Origin of the sequence: Leptotrichia trevisanii DSM 22070 (assembly GCF_000482505.1) — a bacterium.
GTDB classification, from domain to species: Bacteria; Fusobacteriota; Fusobacteriia; order Fusobacteriales; family Leptotrichiaceae; genus Leptotrichia; species Leptotrichia trevisanii.
Map to the genome: position 1 here is coordinate 105098 of NZ_AXVL01000006.1, position 17674 is coordinate 122771.

General features: G+C 30.0%; 9 protein-coding genes. 1 reads left to right on the forward strand and 8 read right to left on the reverse strand.

Annotated features, from left to right (window positions below; all coding sequences use genetic code 11):
• Positions 1-110: 110 nt before the first annotated feature.
• The 3 genes from K324_RS0102130 to K324_RS0102145 all read right to left on the reverse strand — a co-directional run bounded on the left by K324_RS0102130 (position 111) and on the right by K324_RS0102145 (position 2061).
• Positions 111-812 carry a hypothetical protein gene (locus K324_RS0102130; RefSeq protein WP_026747696.1) on the reverse strand — a complete coding sequence of 234 codons (702 nt, stop codon included), beginning with the start codon at positions 810-812 and terminating at the stop codon, positions 111-113.
• A 75-nt stretch (positions 813-887) separates the two neighbouring features.
• On the reverse strand, positions 888-1526 hold the full coding sequence (gene cbiE / locus K324_RS0102140) for a precorrin-6y C5,15-methyltransferase (decarboxylating) subunit CbiE (protein WP_026747697.1): 639 nt from the start codon (positions 1524-1526) through the stop codon (positions 888-890).
• A gap of 271 nt (positions 1527-1797) precedes the next feature.
• The gene (locus tag K324_RS0102145; RefSeq protein WP_026747698.1) at positions 1798-2061 is read right to left on the reverse strand and encodes a SemiSWEET family transporter; all 264 of its coding nucleotides are present in this window, start codon (positions 2059-2061) and stop codon (positions 1798-1800) included.
• A 134-nt stretch (positions 2062-2195) separates the two neighbouring features.
• Here K324_RS0102145 and glpK point away from each other — a divergent pair, with 134 nt between their 5' ends.
• On the forward strand, positions 2196-3713 hold the full coding sequence (glpK, locus tag K324_RS0102150; protein ID WP_026747699.1) for a glycerol kinase GlpK: 1518 nt from the start codon (positions 2196-2198) through the stop codon (positions 3711-3713).
• 222 nt (positions 3714-3935) lie between these two features.
• Here glpK and K324_RS0102155 read toward each other — a convergent pair whose 3' ends face one another.
• The 5 genes from K324_RS0102155 to K324_RS0102175 all read right to left on the reverse strand — a co-directional run bounded on the left by K324_RS0102155 (position 3936) and on the right by K324_RS0102175 (position 17439).
• Positions 3936-10292 carry an autotransporter-associated N-terminal domain-containing protein gene (locus K324_RS0102155; protein WP_026747700.1) on the reverse strand — a complete coding sequence of 2119 codons (6357 nt, stop codon included), beginning with the start codon at positions 10290-10292 and terminating at the stop codon, positions 3936-3938.
• Positions 10293-10709: 417 nt separating this feature from the next.
• Complete coding sequence (locus tag K324_RS0102160) at positions 10710-12392, reverse strand: ClC family H(+)/Cl(-) exchange transporter (protein WP_026747701.1); 1683 nt, start codon at positions 12390-12392, stop codon at positions 10710-10712.
• Positions 12393-12437: 45 nt separating this feature from the next.
• Positions 12438-13406: an FAD:protein FMN transferase gene (locus K324_RS0102165; RefSeq protein ID WP_026747702.1), complete on the reverse strand. Its 969-nt coding sequence runs from the start codon at positions 13404-13406 to the stop codon at positions 12438-12440.
• A gap of 28 nt (positions 13407-13434) precedes the next feature.
• Positions 13435-13989 carry a hypothetical protein gene (locus K324_RS0102170; protein WP_026747703.1) on the reverse strand — a complete coding sequence of 185 codons (555 nt, stop codon included), beginning with the start codon at positions 13987-13989 and terminating at the stop codon, positions 13435-13437.
• A gap of 75 nt (positions 13990-14064) precedes the next feature.
• A complete protein-coding gene (locus K324_RS0102175; protein WP_026747704.1) occupies positions 14065-17439 on the reverse strand; it encodes a DUF4132 domain-containing protein in 3375 nt (1124 codons plus the stop codon).
• Between the last annotated feature and the right edge of the window lie 235 nt (positions 17440-17674).

Here is a 17674-nt window from a genome sequence, read left to right on the forward strand (position 1 = left end):
TCCTTGTAAGCGTTTTTTCATAAATTTTTCAAATTCTTTGTGCATCTTTTCCATTTTTCCAAGCATAATTTACTATTTTCCTTTCAACAAATAATTTTATTTCTATTTAATCAATACCCAAAATTCGGATTTTCAATCATCCATTTTCCATTCTTCTTGTTAGCCTCTAAAATTTCTTTTCTTCCCACATATTTCCCGTTTTTCGTCATTTTAGCCATTTCTTCATCCATAATTTCCATTTGAATTTCGCCCATTATTTTAAAATATTTTTTCATTGCTTTTTCATCTTTTTCTGAAATTGACTTTGTATATTCTTCCATTGTTTTTCCTGTTCTTTTCTTAAAGGCCGCCTCAAGTTTTTTAGAACTCTCCTCGGCTTTTTCTAGCATTTTATCAATACTGCCCATGCTTTTTATTTCATCCATATTAATAGGAATTCCCAATTTAACTTTTACATACGCTTTATTTTCAGAAATATAATTTATCTTTTCTATTTCAATTTTATAATATTTAAACATCATATCCATCATTTTAGAAATATAGTCTTCTCCAAAAAAACCATTCATTAATTCTTTTAAGTCATTTCCCTCATTTTTCCCTTGAACAGAAGCTCCGTTCATCATTTTATTCATAATTCCAAACATTTCTTCTTTTGAATATATTTTACTAACTTCCTTTTCAATTTGAGAATTATAGCTCTGAACAACATTTTGAGATATTTTTGCAGATGGCTCTATTTCCACTTGATATTTTTCCTGCGTAAAAGTTGATAAACTTAGCAATACAAATAAACCTAAAATTATTTTTTTCATATTATTCACTTCTTTCTTTTTTCATAAATTTGACTTTATTATTGAAAAAATTTATTTTTTTATTTTTTTCACTCACTATTTCTTCTCGTCCCAATAAATCACAACTACATTCATCTCAAATTTCTCCTCAATCTTTACCATTTCTTTTGCTGAAAGTTCTAAAATCTTCTCATTTTCATAAGACAGATTTTCACCAACAAAAATAATAGCCTCTCCCATTCCATTTTCAATCAGTATTTCCGCTATCCTCTGCGGCGTATTTTTGTTATCTGTTAAAAGTCCGATTTTTCCAAATTCACGCAATTTTTGAACATACTCAACTTCTCGGCCGTGAACACTTGATACAAAAGCATCATTCCAATATTCAGAAATTCTGGCAAACATATACTGGATCGAAGAAATTCCAGGTATTACATTAAGTTCTTCTGCTTCAAAATGTTTTCTCATAAATGTGAGCATGCTGTAAAAGCCCGTGTCGCCAGACAGTATCAATGATATTTTTTTATTTCGATTTTCTTCAATAAAATCCAGAACTCTTTGCAAGTCAGCCTTTATATAGCAATATTCCTTATTTTCAGCATATTTTCCAAGACTTTCGATGTGTCGTTTTCCGCCAATTATTATATCCGATTTTGCAATTTCTTTTAGTACAACTGGCAAAGTATAGTCCAAATTTCCCGGCCCCAAACCAAGTACATTTATTTTATTTTTCATTTTTCTCCTAAATAAATTTTACATTATTTTATGTGTCTATTATACCCTAAATACGTGAAAAATTAAAGAAAAAATAATTTTAAAAACCTATTTTTATACTTACTTTAATCCTCTCAAAATCAAATTGAAATATCAAAATAAATCTAAAATTTGAATAATTCTATCACGTTCAACTTTAAAACGGCAACAAAAAAAGACTGATTTTTACAGCCTTTTTAAAATTAACTTAAAATTTAAACAATATCTTATTCGTAATTTTTTTATTATTTATCTAAATAGCGGTAATGAAAGTCAAAAATCCTAATATTACTCCTGCCGCATTTGGCACAATTAAAATATAATCTTTTTTAGGTTCTTTAGTCCATCCGTAAATTACCCATATTAAACAGGAAACTGAGGCAGTAAGTGGTTGCCATGGCTGTGCTTTTTCTCCACCTATATTAGCAATAATTTGAGGAATATATGTTATAAATACAAATATACCTATAAATGCTCCTATTGAGCCAACGATTGTGTTAATTTTCTTTTTGTTCACTTTTTCCTCCTTGTATTTAAAAAATTTAGTAATTTTTGCTATATTTTATATTATATCACAGATTCCATCATTTTACAAATTAAAAATTTGACAAATATACTTCTCAAGATATAATTTATTATAAGGAGGCTTTTATGAATAAACAAAAAAAATATATAATAGCTCTAGATCAGGGAACAACTAGCTCACGTGCAATTATTTTTGACAAAAATCTGAACATCATCGGGAAAGCTCAAAAGGAATTTACGCAGATTTTCCCACAGCCGGGGTGGGTTGAGCATAACGCTATGGAAATATGGGCAAGCCAGCGTTCCGTGCTTACAGAAGTTATCGCACAATCTGGAATTTCCCTAAAGGATGTAGCGGCAATCGGAATTACAAATCAAAGGGAAACTGTAATCGTGTGGGATAAAAATACTGGTGAACCTGTTTATAACGCAATTGTCTGGCAATGTAGACGAACAGCTGAAATTTGTGAAGAATTGAAAAAACGTGGACTTGAAGATTATGTAAAAGAAAATACTGGACTGATAATTGATGCTTATTTTTCAGGAACAAAACTAAAATGGATTCTTGATAACGTAAAAGGTGCAAGAGAAAAAGCTGAAAATGGGGAACTGCTTTTTGGAACGATTGATACTTGGCTTGTATGGAAATTAACTGGTGGAAAGGTGCATGTTACTGATTTTACAAATGCTTCCAGAACTATGCTTTTTAACATAAAAAATTTAGAATGGGACAAAAAAATTTTAAAGGAGCTTAATATTCCAGAAAGTATGCTTCCAGAAGTTAGAAATTCAAGTGAAGTTTACGGCAAAACAAGAATGGGAATTACAATTGGCGAAGAAAACGGTACTTCCATTCCAATTTCAGGTATCGCTGGAGATCAGCAGGCGGCATTATTTGGACAGGCTGGATTTCATGCCGGAGATATAAAGAATACTTACGGAACAGGCTGCTTTATGCTTATGAATACAGGAAACAAATGTATAAAATCAAATAATGGATTACTTACAACGATTGCTATTGGAATTGATGGAAAAGTGGAGTACGCTCTGGAAGGGAGTATTTTTATTGGTGGAGCTGTTATCCAGTGGCTTCGTGATGAATTAAAATTTTTTGACAAGGCTTCTGATACAGAATATTTTGCACAGCAGGTAAATGATAATGGTGGCGTTTATCTAGTTCCAGCATTTGTTGGATTAGGCTCGCCATACTGGGATATGTACGCCCGTGGCACAATTGTTGGGCTTACCCGTGGATCTAATAAAAACCACATAATTCGTGCTGCCCTCGAATCCATCGCCTACCAGTCCAAAGACTTGATAAACGCAATGAAAGAAGATTCAGGTATTGAAATAAATTCGCTAAAAGTCGATGGTGGTGCAACAGCAAATAATTTCCTGATGCAATTCCAAAGCGATATTTTAAATACAAAAGTTTTACGTCCTGAAATCACTGAAACAACTGCATTAGGTGCTGCCTATTTAGCTGGACTTGCCGTTGGATTCTGGAAAAATAAAGAAGAAATTCAAAAGAACTGGCAATTAAATAAAGAATTTTCACCAAACTTATCCGAAGAAATGAGGAAAAAATATTACAAATGCTGGAAAAAGGCTGTTGAGAAGGCGAAAAGTTGGGAAGAAGAATAATTTATTAATCTTTGCAATACCCAATTTTCTTAACTTGAACTAAAAAAAGCTTTAATTTCATGAATTTATTTCTACTATTTAAATGGAAAATAATATTCGACAATATCAAGGTTTAAATAAAATAGCTTTATATCTAAAAAAGAACAGTGAAACTTCAAATCTCACTGCTCTTTATTTTTTTAGTAAATTTTTGATTCAAATTATCTAAATTAATAATCAGAATTAGTAAATAGCCCTAAATCCTATTCCACCCCTCACATTCTTACCTTTAGTATCATAACCACCATTTACCGTTACTCCAAATTTTATGTTATCCACTCCAATGTTCAAATCAAATTTACCATTTCCTTTTCTGTCATCCTTTTCACCTCTGATTCTAAACCAGTCTGCTGTCGTATATCTCACTCTTGCCCTGTTGTTTACATCTCCAACTTTTCCCAACTCATTTTCATAGACAACTGTAAGTCCTACTGTCAAGTTTGTTCTTACTGCAAGTGGTTGCACATATTTGAATTCCATTCCAACTTCAGGCTTAACTGAAAAGTAGTCGTTTCCTTTTACCTCTAATCTTATCTGTCCTGAATCTTCTTTTATGTCATTAAATCTGCCATATTCCATCTTCAAGGCTCCATAAGGACGGAAATGCGTTCTCTCACTTAATCTTACATCGTATCCTAAATCTGTTTTTAATGCAGCACCATAAGAATGATAGTCAGATTTTGCTTCAAAAATATCATCTACAACCAGGAATTTACGTTTCATATCATTAATTCCCACAAATACATCTCCACCGATTGTCCATTGCAATGCTCCATTATGATCAGCTTTTGGTGACATTGTTTTGAATATTCCAGCTTTAAGTATTGTTTGGTTTTCTTTCGATTTTCCGATGTCTTTAAATTTAAATCTGTTTGTTACAGTACCTGCATACCATCCACTTGAGTTACCCATCTTGATTTTTTCATCCTCATGAACATAGGCTACACCATAAGCATTGCTTGTATAGTCAATGATTCCTGCTGTATTAGTATTATATTCATCTTTCATACCAAACACTTTGATTTTATTGTTTTGTTTAGATGGATTTCTCCAGTCGTGTTTTAGATATTTAAACTCTTTGTCCAGTAAACTTCCTGTTGCGTTGATTCTTTGCTGCACATTGGCATATTGTTTTCCTTTCATTTCATCAAAGGCCTGTGCTAATAAAATTGATTCATTCTTTCCTATACCATTTAATTTTTGGAATACTTGGTTTTCTCTGCTTCCTAATGCTTCGACTCCGTATCTTTGTTCCAGTCCATCTGTGAAAGGATAGCTATATGAGTCTGATTTCTTTATAAAATTTGTATAAGGAATTTTTGCCATAATTGCATTTTCCATTCCATCTAAATTCATTTTTGCTGTCGCTGTCCAAGTTAAAGAGGCAGAATATATTTGCCATTTCTTCCCTGTTGCTTGCGACATTGCATCATTATATGGTTTTAAAATCTTTTCTCCTATTTGAATTACTTTTGCATTTGTATACTCTGCTGCTTCTATTCCAAAAATTAAATCCACTTTTATTTTAGGACTTAATAAATTCAAATTTTGAATAGGATTAGTATAATTTACTCCCGAAGTATCTACATACATTCCGATAGAATCTATTTTTCCATTATTTTTTCTATTTGTTGTAAATTTATCTTCTATACTTTTTTCTCCAGGATTTACTGAAAGATAATCTGGATTTGTTGCTGAATTAGTATCAACTTTTGTTGGTGATACAACTTTTCCATTTATTTCTACTTTCGTTGGATTTTTCTTAGTTTCAATTTTTACAGTAGGATTTCCTGTTTCATCAACTACTGTCTTTTTTGTTTCGTTACTTGCTGTTCTGCTGTAATGCTTAGTTCCTGCTTTAACTGTTCCTGTTTGTCCTCCTGAAGTTGCATTATCTTCAGTAATTGAATCTTTTCCGCTATAAGTTCCGATACTTCCTGCTGCTGGCAATAATTTTATTTGACCATAGTTTTTAAATCTGGCTCCATTCATGGCAACTGCTCCCACTGCCCCTATTGCATCAACCGTTGCTTCGATAGTACCATAATTTTCTCCTGTGGCATGCTGATCTAAATACATTCCAATGGAGCGTGCACCTATCAATTTAATATGTCCCCTATTTACAGCTTTAGAACCATAACCTGTGGCATACATTCCTATTCCATGTTCTCCATGCACTTCAATATTACCTGTGTTTTCTATGTTTCCTATATTTACAAGAGTTTTAGTGTCAGTGTTATAGTATCCTCCTGCCATACCGATGGAGTAATTTTCTCTCGGCTGTGAAGCACCTACATAAATATTACCGGCATTTTTTACAACCCTGTCTTTATTTGTACTGTATAGCCCCACATTTCCTTTTCCATTTCTAAAATCAATACTTCCATAGTTAGTTGCAGTCCCTGATGAATAAATTCCATAGTTTTGATCCCCATTACTTCTTAATGCAGTATAGTTTATTATGCTTCCAGAATTATCTTCCGAATACATAAACATATTTCTATTATTTAAAGTTACCTGATTCACTGTGGAAGTAATTGTTTTATTTTTCCCGATATTTACAAGTCCAAAAGAATCATCACCAAGAGTAACATTAGAAAATTTATATGCTACATTTTGTGCAGAGTTTCCTACTAAATATACTCCCTTAGCTTCTTTAGCTCCAATTTTTAAATCTCCATCCAAGTCTAAATTACCTTTACTTGAATAAACTCCTATTCCCGAATCTCCGACAGTAATTTTAGAAGTATTTGTAGTGGTAATTTGATACCCATACAATCCTACTGTATTTTTCCCACCTGTAACATTTCCACTATTTTGAATAAGTGTTTTTTCATTTTTAGAAAATATTCCTATATTTGCATTTATTAAAGAAGAAGCATTTCCTAAAACAATTCTTCCTTTATTTTCAGTTAAATAATTTCCATTTCCTTCTGCAAACATCCCTATTGAATGTTCTCCTGATAACTGAATAAGTCCTGCTGATTCATTTATATATTTCTTATTATTTGTTGCTGCCACATTATCACTGTTAAAATACATTCCTATTGTATTTTTAGAAGAAGATAAAATATTTTTTAAATTATATACTCCTCCAATAGTATTTGCATTAGAACCTGTAAAGACATTTCCATCCTTATCTTTATCACTGTAATAAATCCCAATAGAACCTTTACCCAATGAAATATCCCCAAGATTGCTTGCCTTTCCTCCTGTTGTTGTAGCTTCATTATCTTCTAACAGATACATAGCAGCTGATTTTTTCCCAACTGATATTTTTCCTGTGCTATCATTTAAAAGTATTCCTCTTTTTCCATATATTCCAGTTGATTTATCCCCTGTCAATTGGATATTTCCTTTATTAGTCAAAGAAACTTTATCAGCATTTTTTGTACTTCCATTTTCCTGTGCTATTGCAACCTGTTCCAATTTCGTTCCTGCTATTGTTTTTTCATTTACAATAGAAGATTGGGTAATTTGCATTTTATTATATGAATCTGTATTTGAATCTAAATCAACATCTCTATCAACTTTTAAATTACTTTCAATTAAAGAATATGGAATATAGTTTAAAGAACCTGTAATTTCCAATTTCCCAGCTAAACTGCTTAACGCCCCTGAACCAAAATCCATACTTGGAAGAGACGTTAAATTAACTTTTCCATTAGCAAGAAGTAACACTCTTCCTCCTTCTCTCATATTTAAAGTTAATTTCTTACCGGCACTATGATTAAAGTTTGCATTATACCAGCTTACAAAATCAAAGTTTCCACTATCTGGCAATTTATAGTAAAAAGCTGTTCCATCTTTTTCTATTTCTGCTCTAAGGTTTCCTTGAATATTAAATTTTCCATCAGCTACTCCATTTTCATAACCTGTCAAAAATGTAAGAGCATTCTTTTTTGTAAATAAGACATTATTATCTCCAAAATTAATTATTCCTGACTTATTGGCAACAGCATTGATAGCTCCATCTTCTGCTATAACTTTAGCATTAGATATTGTAATTTCAGGACTTATATTATCCTTTGCCTGACTTGAAAACAAGCCTACAGATTTTTTATCTTTAACACGGATATATGTCACTCCATCTGATATAATCTTTCCTCCATATTTAGCATTCATTCCATAAGAACCTCTTTCAAGATATTTGCTAAAAAACTTCACTTTAGTTGAATCATTAGGATCATCTCCATAATATTCAGCATATCCTTTATAATGTCCTCCATAGAATAAAAAATCTCCATGATTTGTTAAAGTTGCCTTATTATTTGACAAAAATCCTCTCATTCCTTTTCCAGCTTCTGTCAAATCTTCTGGTTTCATATCATTTATGGATTTTGTGCTTATATTTCCAGTCATTACTAATTTTCCTCTATTAGTCAAATTAGAATCCGCCCTTTTGCTATTTTGAATTGTTATCCCTATAACATTATCTGAATTAAAAACACCCATTTCCATCTTTTCATGAATTTTAACATTAGTGGAATCATGTGCAGTAATCAAACGACTTTTCCAACCTTTTTCATTTTTCATCAATAGGTTATGATACTGTCCATTTCCACCTAGGTTAAAATTGTCTACTCTTTCTAATCTAATCAATGTATTATTTTTAGCATTCTCTGAAATAATATCAACACTATCAATATTAAAATTTTTATGGCTATCTAAGCTATAATTAGTCCTTGCTTGTGCAAAATATAAGGCTGTATTCTCCTCACCCGACATATGAATACGGAAAATAGATTTTTTTACATTATTCGGATTATATCCTGCTTCTCCCCTAGGAGCCATAATTTCATAAGAACCTTTATTTACAATAGTTCCTTCAGTATAAAAATTCTTTCCTATATTATAGAATGTCATTCCATAGCCATCTTTTCCTAAAAGTTTTATAGGTTTATTAAACTCATAAATTTCTGTTCCTTGACTATTGCTTGTGAAGAAACCAAATTGTCTATATCCTCTTAATTCAAAAATTCCATTTTGAATAAAATGATATCCACTTTTAGTATTTCCACCTGCAATCTTACGCACAAGTCCAACATTCCCACCATCCCCTACAAATTCTCCTCTTTTAATTTTTAAATAATCTTCTTCTGTTGTCGGTAAATGTCCACCTCCAATAATTTTACCTGTTGTAGCATTTTCAACAATAGGATGAAGATTTTCTGGAGGGTTATCTGGATATAAAAAATCTATTGCACTACCTTTTTTCCCTGTTACTTCTATCGTTCCTTTATTAACTAAATTCCCATATCTTCCTTTGAATGTATTAAAAAGAATTGTACTCCCATTAGTTTTTTGAAATATTTTAGTATTTTCTCCTATGGTTAAAGTTGTTATTTTATTAGGTGCAGAAGCTCCAGTAGAAAAATAATCACCTTCTATTGAAATAGCACTTCTCAAAAGTGCAGAATTTTTTCCTCCCACTGTAATTGTAGTATTATTAATACTAAAATCATTATGTCCCATAACATAGTTAATAATTGAAGCATAATTTTTATATTTAAACTTTTGGGAATTATGAGTATGATTTGAGTAAGTAAAATTTGTTGTTCCTCTAGTTTTTCCTACAAAATTTACTCCCTGAGTATTATACTGCATTGTACTGTTTTCTTCATCAATTTCTTTGTTACCACCTACAGTCTTAATTTTCCCGTCAAAAGTAATATCTATCTTACCATTGGAAATATCTGTATTTTGTATTGGAGCAATAGTTTCATCCTTTGCTTGTGGTCCTGTTACTACTCTAGGGGTTAAATTTTTACTATTAAGAACACCTGCTCCAAAATTAGGAATTTCATCTCCACTACTAGGAGTAGTTTTTCCTGTTATTACTTTTTCATCTGGAACTTCAAAATCTGGAAGTTCTGGTACTGAAAAATTCAAATTATGATTTATTCCTATTGTTAATGGTTCCATTTTCTTTGGCTGTCTTGGCTTTACTCCCGCTGACACTTCCACTTCTACTATTGGTTCCTCTACCATTCGTAAATCAGTTGTTCCAAAGTGTAAAACATTTTTTCCATTTAGGTTGGAGCTTGCTTGTGTAGAATCATTTCCTGTAGCTAGACTTGAATAATGTGTACTTGATGTGTGAATGCTTCTTTGAAAAATATTATTACTTCTAGTGAATATACCTCTGTAATATTCCTTGTCTCCACGTCCTTTAAAAGTCCTATTCCAATTGTTACTAAAATAATTTACACCATATTGCCAGTTACTCCACGGAGATTTTACCACATGCTCCCCTTGTTCCATAAGCTGAATGAGTTCCAGATTTGTATTTTTCAATAACTTGTCATTTTCCATTTTTGTTTTTTTCAAATTTTTATGAATATCCTTAATTGATATTGAAATTGTTTGTCTTTGAATTTTTAGATCTGAATCTTCTGTTTCTGAAAATGAATTATTTGTAGAAAGGAATGTGCCTGTTATTAGAAACGTAATTAGTGCAGAATCAGTATATTTAAAATTTTTACATCTTTTTGCAAAGGAACACAGATCCTTTTGCAATTTTCTAAGATTATTTGTCATTTTTAACTCCTTTGTGTCTCATTTGTTTAATTTTTTTTATTTGTTACAATTATATCATATAAAATGAAAAAAAATTTATAAATATAATCGTTTTTTATATCACTTTTATAATATTTTCATACTATTTCCCATTTAAATAGTAAAAAACAGTTAAAACCATTTTTTACAAGATTTAGTACAAATATATAAAATTTAATTTTTATTTTTTAATTAAATTTAGTATTAAATTATTGTATTATTTATAATAATATATATAATTTTAAAACATTTTATTATAAATATATTATACCATTAAAAATAAATAAAGCAATATTTTTTATGATTTTTATTCTAATTTTAAAAAATCCAAATAAAAAGAACAGCAAAACCTAAGTTCTACTGCCCTTTTATCCATTTTCAAATAACCTCTCCCTCACATTATTCCACTATCTTCATCCCTTTTTCCTTCAATTCCCCTGCGTATTTCTGTGCCGTCGTATAATCAGTAATAATTACAAGCTGGCTCCCGCTCTGAATCAATGTATCTCCACGTGCAATGCTGTCCTTTCCAGCTTTACGTACACTCACAATCAGCAGTTTCTCTGGCAAATGCAATTCTTTCACTGTCTTATTGTCAAATTCTGAATTTGCGCCCACTGGAATTAAAAGAGTAACTATCTTGTCTTCCAAATTTTTCCTGTTTGATTTCACGCCAATATCAATTTTTTTATTTTTCCACCATTTCTCAAGTATTTCCAGCCTTTTGGCACGTTTTTCATTTTCACTGTTTTCTTTATCTTCTGCCAAAATCTGTTTGTGAAACATATTGAAATAAAGCCGTTCGTAAATTGGCTCCATTTTCAGTAATTCTGTAAAAATATAAGTTATTGTACAGACAATTATTAACATATACAAATATGAAAAGTTTCCAGTCATTTCCAAAATCAATGTAATTCCTGTAATTGGTGCCCTTACAACAGCTGTAAAATAAGCCGCCATTCCCAATAGCATAAAATGTACAATTATATCATTCGGAATTGAAAAATAATGGTTTAATATCTCTCCATACACTTTTCCTGTCAAAGCCCCTATTACAAGCATTGGCAAGAAAATTCCACCTGGTGCCCCTGTTGCATAGCAAAGCATTGTATAAAAGAATTTTAGAACTAAAATTATAATAAGTGTTCTAAGAAGCACATTCTTACCAAACATTTCCTCAATAAGCTCATGCCCTCCACCTGTTATATCGCTAAAAAATACCGCTATAACATAAGCCAGTATCATAAATATCGCCATTTTCACATATTTATTCAATTTTATTTTTCTGTAACGTCTTTGAATAAGCAATAAAAAATAGCTGAACGCCTTTCCAGTAATTGTGATTATAATGCAGAAAATAACTGTTATAAGTGCAAATATATAATATGGTATGTCTTTTGGAAGTATAAAATTGTATTGAAAGGAAGTTTGTGAGCCTAAAATCATTCTGGAAACAAAATTTGAAGTTCCACTTGCCACAAGAGTACAGATTAATAATAACGGCGAGAAAAATTTGTGAAGTTCTTCAAGCGAAAAAATCACTCCTGCAAGCGGTGCGTTAAATGTTGATGAAATCCCGGCACTTGCCCCACACGTCACCAAATATTTTTCTTCCACTTCTGAACGCTTTGTAACTTCCTTGACTCCAGAACCAACCAAAGCTCCCAAATGCACCGAAGGCCCTTCACGCCCCATAGACATTCCAGCTCCAATTGCCAAAATTCCTCCCACAAATTTTGTAATCAGTTCCCCAAACCATTTGAATTTCACTTTTTTAGTAAGCAGCCCGCTAACCTGGGGAATTCCGCTCCCGCTGATTAACGGATATTTTGACAGCATAAACTGTACTGCCATTCCCATCAGAATGAAAACGGTTATCCCGATAACTATTTTTGAAAATTCAAGATTTGTTGTAAAAAATCCCCTAAATATTGACATTTTTTTTAATAACAATGTATAAGTTCCAACAATTATTCCTGAAAAAATTCCTACAAGAAAACATAAAAATATCAATATCACATTATTCCGTCGTGATTTTAACGAATTTATATCTCTTAATTCATGTAAAACATCTTTTGCCAATTTATTTTTCTCCTTTCCAATTTATTTTTTATGTCCTAATAAAATTTAAAAATATTTCTCCATATTAAAATAAAAAATCTCCCCATCCTTATCAATCAAAAATCCAGAAATTTCCATTTCCTCAGATAATTTCTCCATAATTTCATAAAATTTATGGGGAGTCTGGTTATATAGCCCTGTCGAAATAATATCACCAAAAAAGGCACTTTCTGTAATTACTCCAACTTGCTTATTTTGTGCTGGAAAGCCTGTTTTCGGGCTTATGATATGTCCATATTTTTCATTGTTTATCAAAAGATAAGTATTTTTCTGATTAGAAGTTGAATAACTTCTATCTTTTATTTTTATTTCAAATAAATCATTGTATTCATCATCGCCAGTATATTTATTCTGCGATATTTTAACTGGTATGCCTTTTTCGTTTCGTATTATTTCCCTTTCCTCCTCAGGATTTTCAGCGATAATCCCCCATTCGTCAATGACAATGATACTGCTCCCTCCAGCATTCACAATCGCATCCTTTATCCTGATTTTTCTCATTTCCTGAGCCATTTTTTCTATTGCGTATGCCTTTATAAATGAACCTGTTATAATTTCCTGATTTTTTTCAATTTTCACCCGCTTTTTCTTTTTATCAATAATTATTTTTTTATAATCCACAAGCTTTCTAACTTTTTTTATTTCTTCTAAAGACGGCAAAATGGGATTTTGCTTATAAAATCCCCAGAGCCTTATGAGAGGCATTATTGTAATGTCATACTCTCCACCAATAACATTTGACAAATGAATAATTTTACTCAAAATATTTATAGTTTCATCGTTTACTTTTACAAAATGCCCATTATTTTTATTTATTTTATCAATGTACGAATTTTTGGTATAAGAATTATACTTTTCATTCACATCTTCCAAAATTCCAAATAATCTGTCAAAAACAGAATCATCATAAATTTCAGGTATTTTTATTTTTATATCCGAATGAAATAAAAAACGCACTTGAACTTTATACATCATATTTTTTCCACCCGCACTTATTTAGCTATTAATTTTTCTCACTGGAAGAAGTTGTCTTTTTTTTATCTGATTTCGGTTTATCAAGTTTGTACTTATTTTCAACATTTTTATTTTTTTTGATTTTTAATTTTTTAGCATCCTTTTGTTTATGTGCAGGTTTCTCAGGTTGTTGTTTTGGGTTTTCTGGATTTTCTTTTTTCTTTGAATCATTTCCAGTTGACGAAGTTGCACGTTCGCTATTCTTGGTTTCAGCTACGATATTCTGCTTTGTATCAGTATTTGATTTATTTTGTGTCTGTTCAGCTGAAACTGGCTGTAGCTGAGATTTTGGAACAGACTTTACTTCTGCCATAACTTCAGTATTTTTAGCATTTTGATTTGCATTATTTCCTGCAGATGAAGTTGCTTTCTCGCTGCTCTTACCTTCTTTAGATGTTCCGCCTTTGGAAGATGTGGCTTTTTCACTTTTTTTCTCTTCAACTGTCGTTTTCCCGTTGTTATTCTTTACAAACCTTGTATAATTTCCAAAGGCAACTAACATAACCGCTCCCAAAAACAATAGTACCTTCTTTTTATTGCTCATTATTTTCTCTCCTTTTTTTATTTTATTTAAACAAATCACTATGTGTTCCTGTCAGACACAACTAAAGTTATTATTCTAATTAATCAGAATTTCTGCCATAAAACAAGCCAAACTTAATATCCGTTCTGGAACTTCCTTTAGTTTCAAGAATTTTGCATTATGATTTTTAGAGGATTTTTCAAGTTGAATTGATGTGCTGTCTTTTAAAAATAATATTTTTTCTATTTGCAATGTTTTTGTATATTCGCCAGGAAAAAATGAATTTGTTAAAATCATTATACTTATATTTGTCTTTTTATCATAGTAATAACTTCCATATCCCAACTCATCATTTCCATAACTAATCTTAAAGCCCAATTTTTCAGCTTTTTTTCTCATTTTATTAACTAAAAATTCCTTTTTATTATAATCCAGAATTTCTATTTTTTCCTGATTTTTTTCTGTGATTTTATAAACAGGGATATTAATCTGATTTATTGGCTGTTTTATTTTATCATTCTCCAGATTCTTTTCCCAAAGTTTTTGTTCCTCTTCTGAAGATTCAGGAAAATATAATAAACATATAAAGCTGTTTTCATTTAATTGACATTCCTGATTTTGAGCCGTTTTAAAAATTCCATCTTCCGTATATCTGAACGTCTTTATTAATTTGCCATTCTCATCAGTTTCCTTCCATATAAGCTGAATGGCAAACGCCTGCATAACTGGATTATGGATAAAAGTTTCAATCCATTTTTTCACTTGCCATTTCCGATCCAAAAATAACGCATTTAAAAGATTGTCCGTCTGTGAAACTGTAATTTCCTTTAACAGTTTTTTTATATGTTTTATTTCTCTTCTGTATTCTTCGACTATACTTTCCACATCGTTAAATTTTTTACTTGCCTTAGGAAGCCCCTTTAATATCTTTTCATTCTCATCATAAGCAGTAATTTTGACAGGCATACTCATAACATCAAGTTTTGCCTTGATTTTTCTTTCACCATAATCAAAAATTCTTATTCTATCCTGCCCAAATCCAAAATCAGGAACTAAAATATCATCCAATTCATCACGTGCAATTTCACTATTTTGTGCAATCATGTCAAGTGACTGCTCGGCAGCCATTTTTATTCGCTTATCCTTATAATTATTAAAAAAACCTTTTACTAGTATCCCGATTTCCCTCGTTTCACTTCTTAATGCAAGAACCCGTATTCCATAAGCTGCAACTGCCACTTTATTGTACTCGCTTACAAGTACATCAACAATATTTATCATATCGTGAACCTGTTTCATATTAGCCGTCATTATTAAAGGAATAAAAATATTTTTATATTTCGGATTAAATCTCTGTTCCTTCCATTTTTCAAAAATCTTTGCAATAAAATTTTTTAAATCGCTTTTATCAACTATTTGCTCAATTTTATTACAAACTTCAATAAGTTTTATATCTTTTGCCAAAATATACTCTGAAATATAAAATTTCATTAACTTTTCAGGAACTTTTTCCTCACTTTTTCTTATTCTCACCATTCCATAATCAACTAAATTACTAAATATGGCATTTTCTTCGTGTTTTTCCAGACAAATATTTTCAGAATATTCAAAAATTTCCTTAGGATCCGTCAAGTTTTTTAATTCCTGTTGTGCTTCCACATTGTCCCAATATCTAATTAAATTTTTGGCAACTTGTGACGCTGGTGTAAATTCCCTTTCCAGCAGTTTTTCCACTTCTTCCCTTATTTCAGCTTTTTCTCTTAAAATTTTTTCGATTTGCTGTCCTGTCTGTTTATCTGCCTTTAACAATAATTTTGGCAACTTAAAATAATCAAAGTTATTATTTTTTAAATATAAGATTTCCACATACTTTTCAACACTTTCAGCTGACTCGACATTATTTTCAAAGCTCGCATACAGTTCCTTCTCGTGCTTATGCAAAAATTCCATCCAGATTTTATTATTTTCATCATCAAAATTCGTTTTTGCAATATATTCAAAATATTTTTCATTTATAAAATTAATTGATAAATTATAATTCCACATTTCATCCAATATTAATTTTAAATCATTCGTATCATAAATTACATTGTACCATTCAATAATATCTTCAAATAATTCTATTTTCTTTACCCCGTTTACAAAAAACTGAAAGATTTTCTTGTATGTTTCAGAATACTTTAGTAATGAAAAAATTATTTTATCCTTACATATCACTACCTTTTCTGACTTGTTTCTCAGACATTGCACCTGAATATTTTCCCAATTAATATTACTTTTTTCCAAAAATTCAAGATTTTTAAATTCCCTTGGTTTCCATCTCCACACTTTTGCCTTAAATAATTTTTTCAAATCACCAATTAGCATATTTTCAGCTTTTATAATAAATTTAGATTTTTCCTTTTCATTAATCAAATTATATTTTATTAAAAAATGAAGTAAAAATAAATATACTACCTTATTCCCTTTCAAACTATCCTTTAAAAATGCCTTAGTATTTGCAACATTTTCTTTTATTGTATCTAAAAATAAATCGTACATTTTTTTTGAATAATCAAAGTTGTAAAAAATAACATTTGTCCCGTAATTAACAAGCATATAAAGTTTCTGTCCATGTGAAAATGAATATTTTTTAAAAAATTTTTTTAAATTGTCAAATATTTTATTTCTATAATAGTAATTATTATTTGTTGATGAAAATTCTATTTCAGAAAACATAATAAAAAGTTCAATCCCCTCAGAAATAATTATGGACATATCTGTATTCTTTTTCAGTACCCCAAAAAAGACTTTTTCAATATATTTTCTAGATTTTTCTAAACACAGCTCTTCCACATCCTCAAAATATTTCCTAAAATTTCCCTTATCCAAATATTTTTCAAATATTTTATTTATATCATATTTATTAATCTTATTTTTAATATAATTTATAAATATATTTTCCAATTTCTCTATTTCTTCACTATTTTTTTTATCAATATTTCTAATAATTATTAAAATTCCAATTTTTAATAAACGGTTATTGCAATATCTCCTATAATTTTGTACATATCCATCTGCCAGATTTTTGAAATAATTCAAAAAATATTCACAACTTTCAACAAAAACTTCTTTATTCCTCATTTCTAAATTATTTTCAAAATCCTCTTTTACAAAATCCTCTGAAAAGTTTAACATTTTAAATATTTTATATTTTAATGGAAAATTTGAAAACTGATAACTCAGCTCACCAGGAAAATTATTGTACATGTATTGAAAATATTTTAACAATACTTCCCCCGCTTCACTTTCAAAAAATTCATCTTTTTCCATAAAATCTTCCATTTTAAAATTATTAACAAATTTCAAATCTTTTTTATTAATATCTAAAAAATTATCTATCTCCCCATTTAAAAACTTTTTAATCCTGTTGCGGTGGGACTCTTCCCCTACTTCACCAACAAGGTTTCCAATCACCTCATTTTTCGTCATTTAGATACCTCCATTTATTTAAAAAATACTTTATAATTTTTATTTATTTTTTTAATAATTCAATCTGTTAAATTTATTATAAAAAAACTTTTATTATATTATACACCATTTTTAATTTTTTTTCATTAACATTTTTTTAAAAATTATATAAATAAAAAGAAAGAGTTATATCATTTATTTTGAAATAACTCTCTCTCATATAAATATATTTTTTTATTTATCAGTTTATGAATAA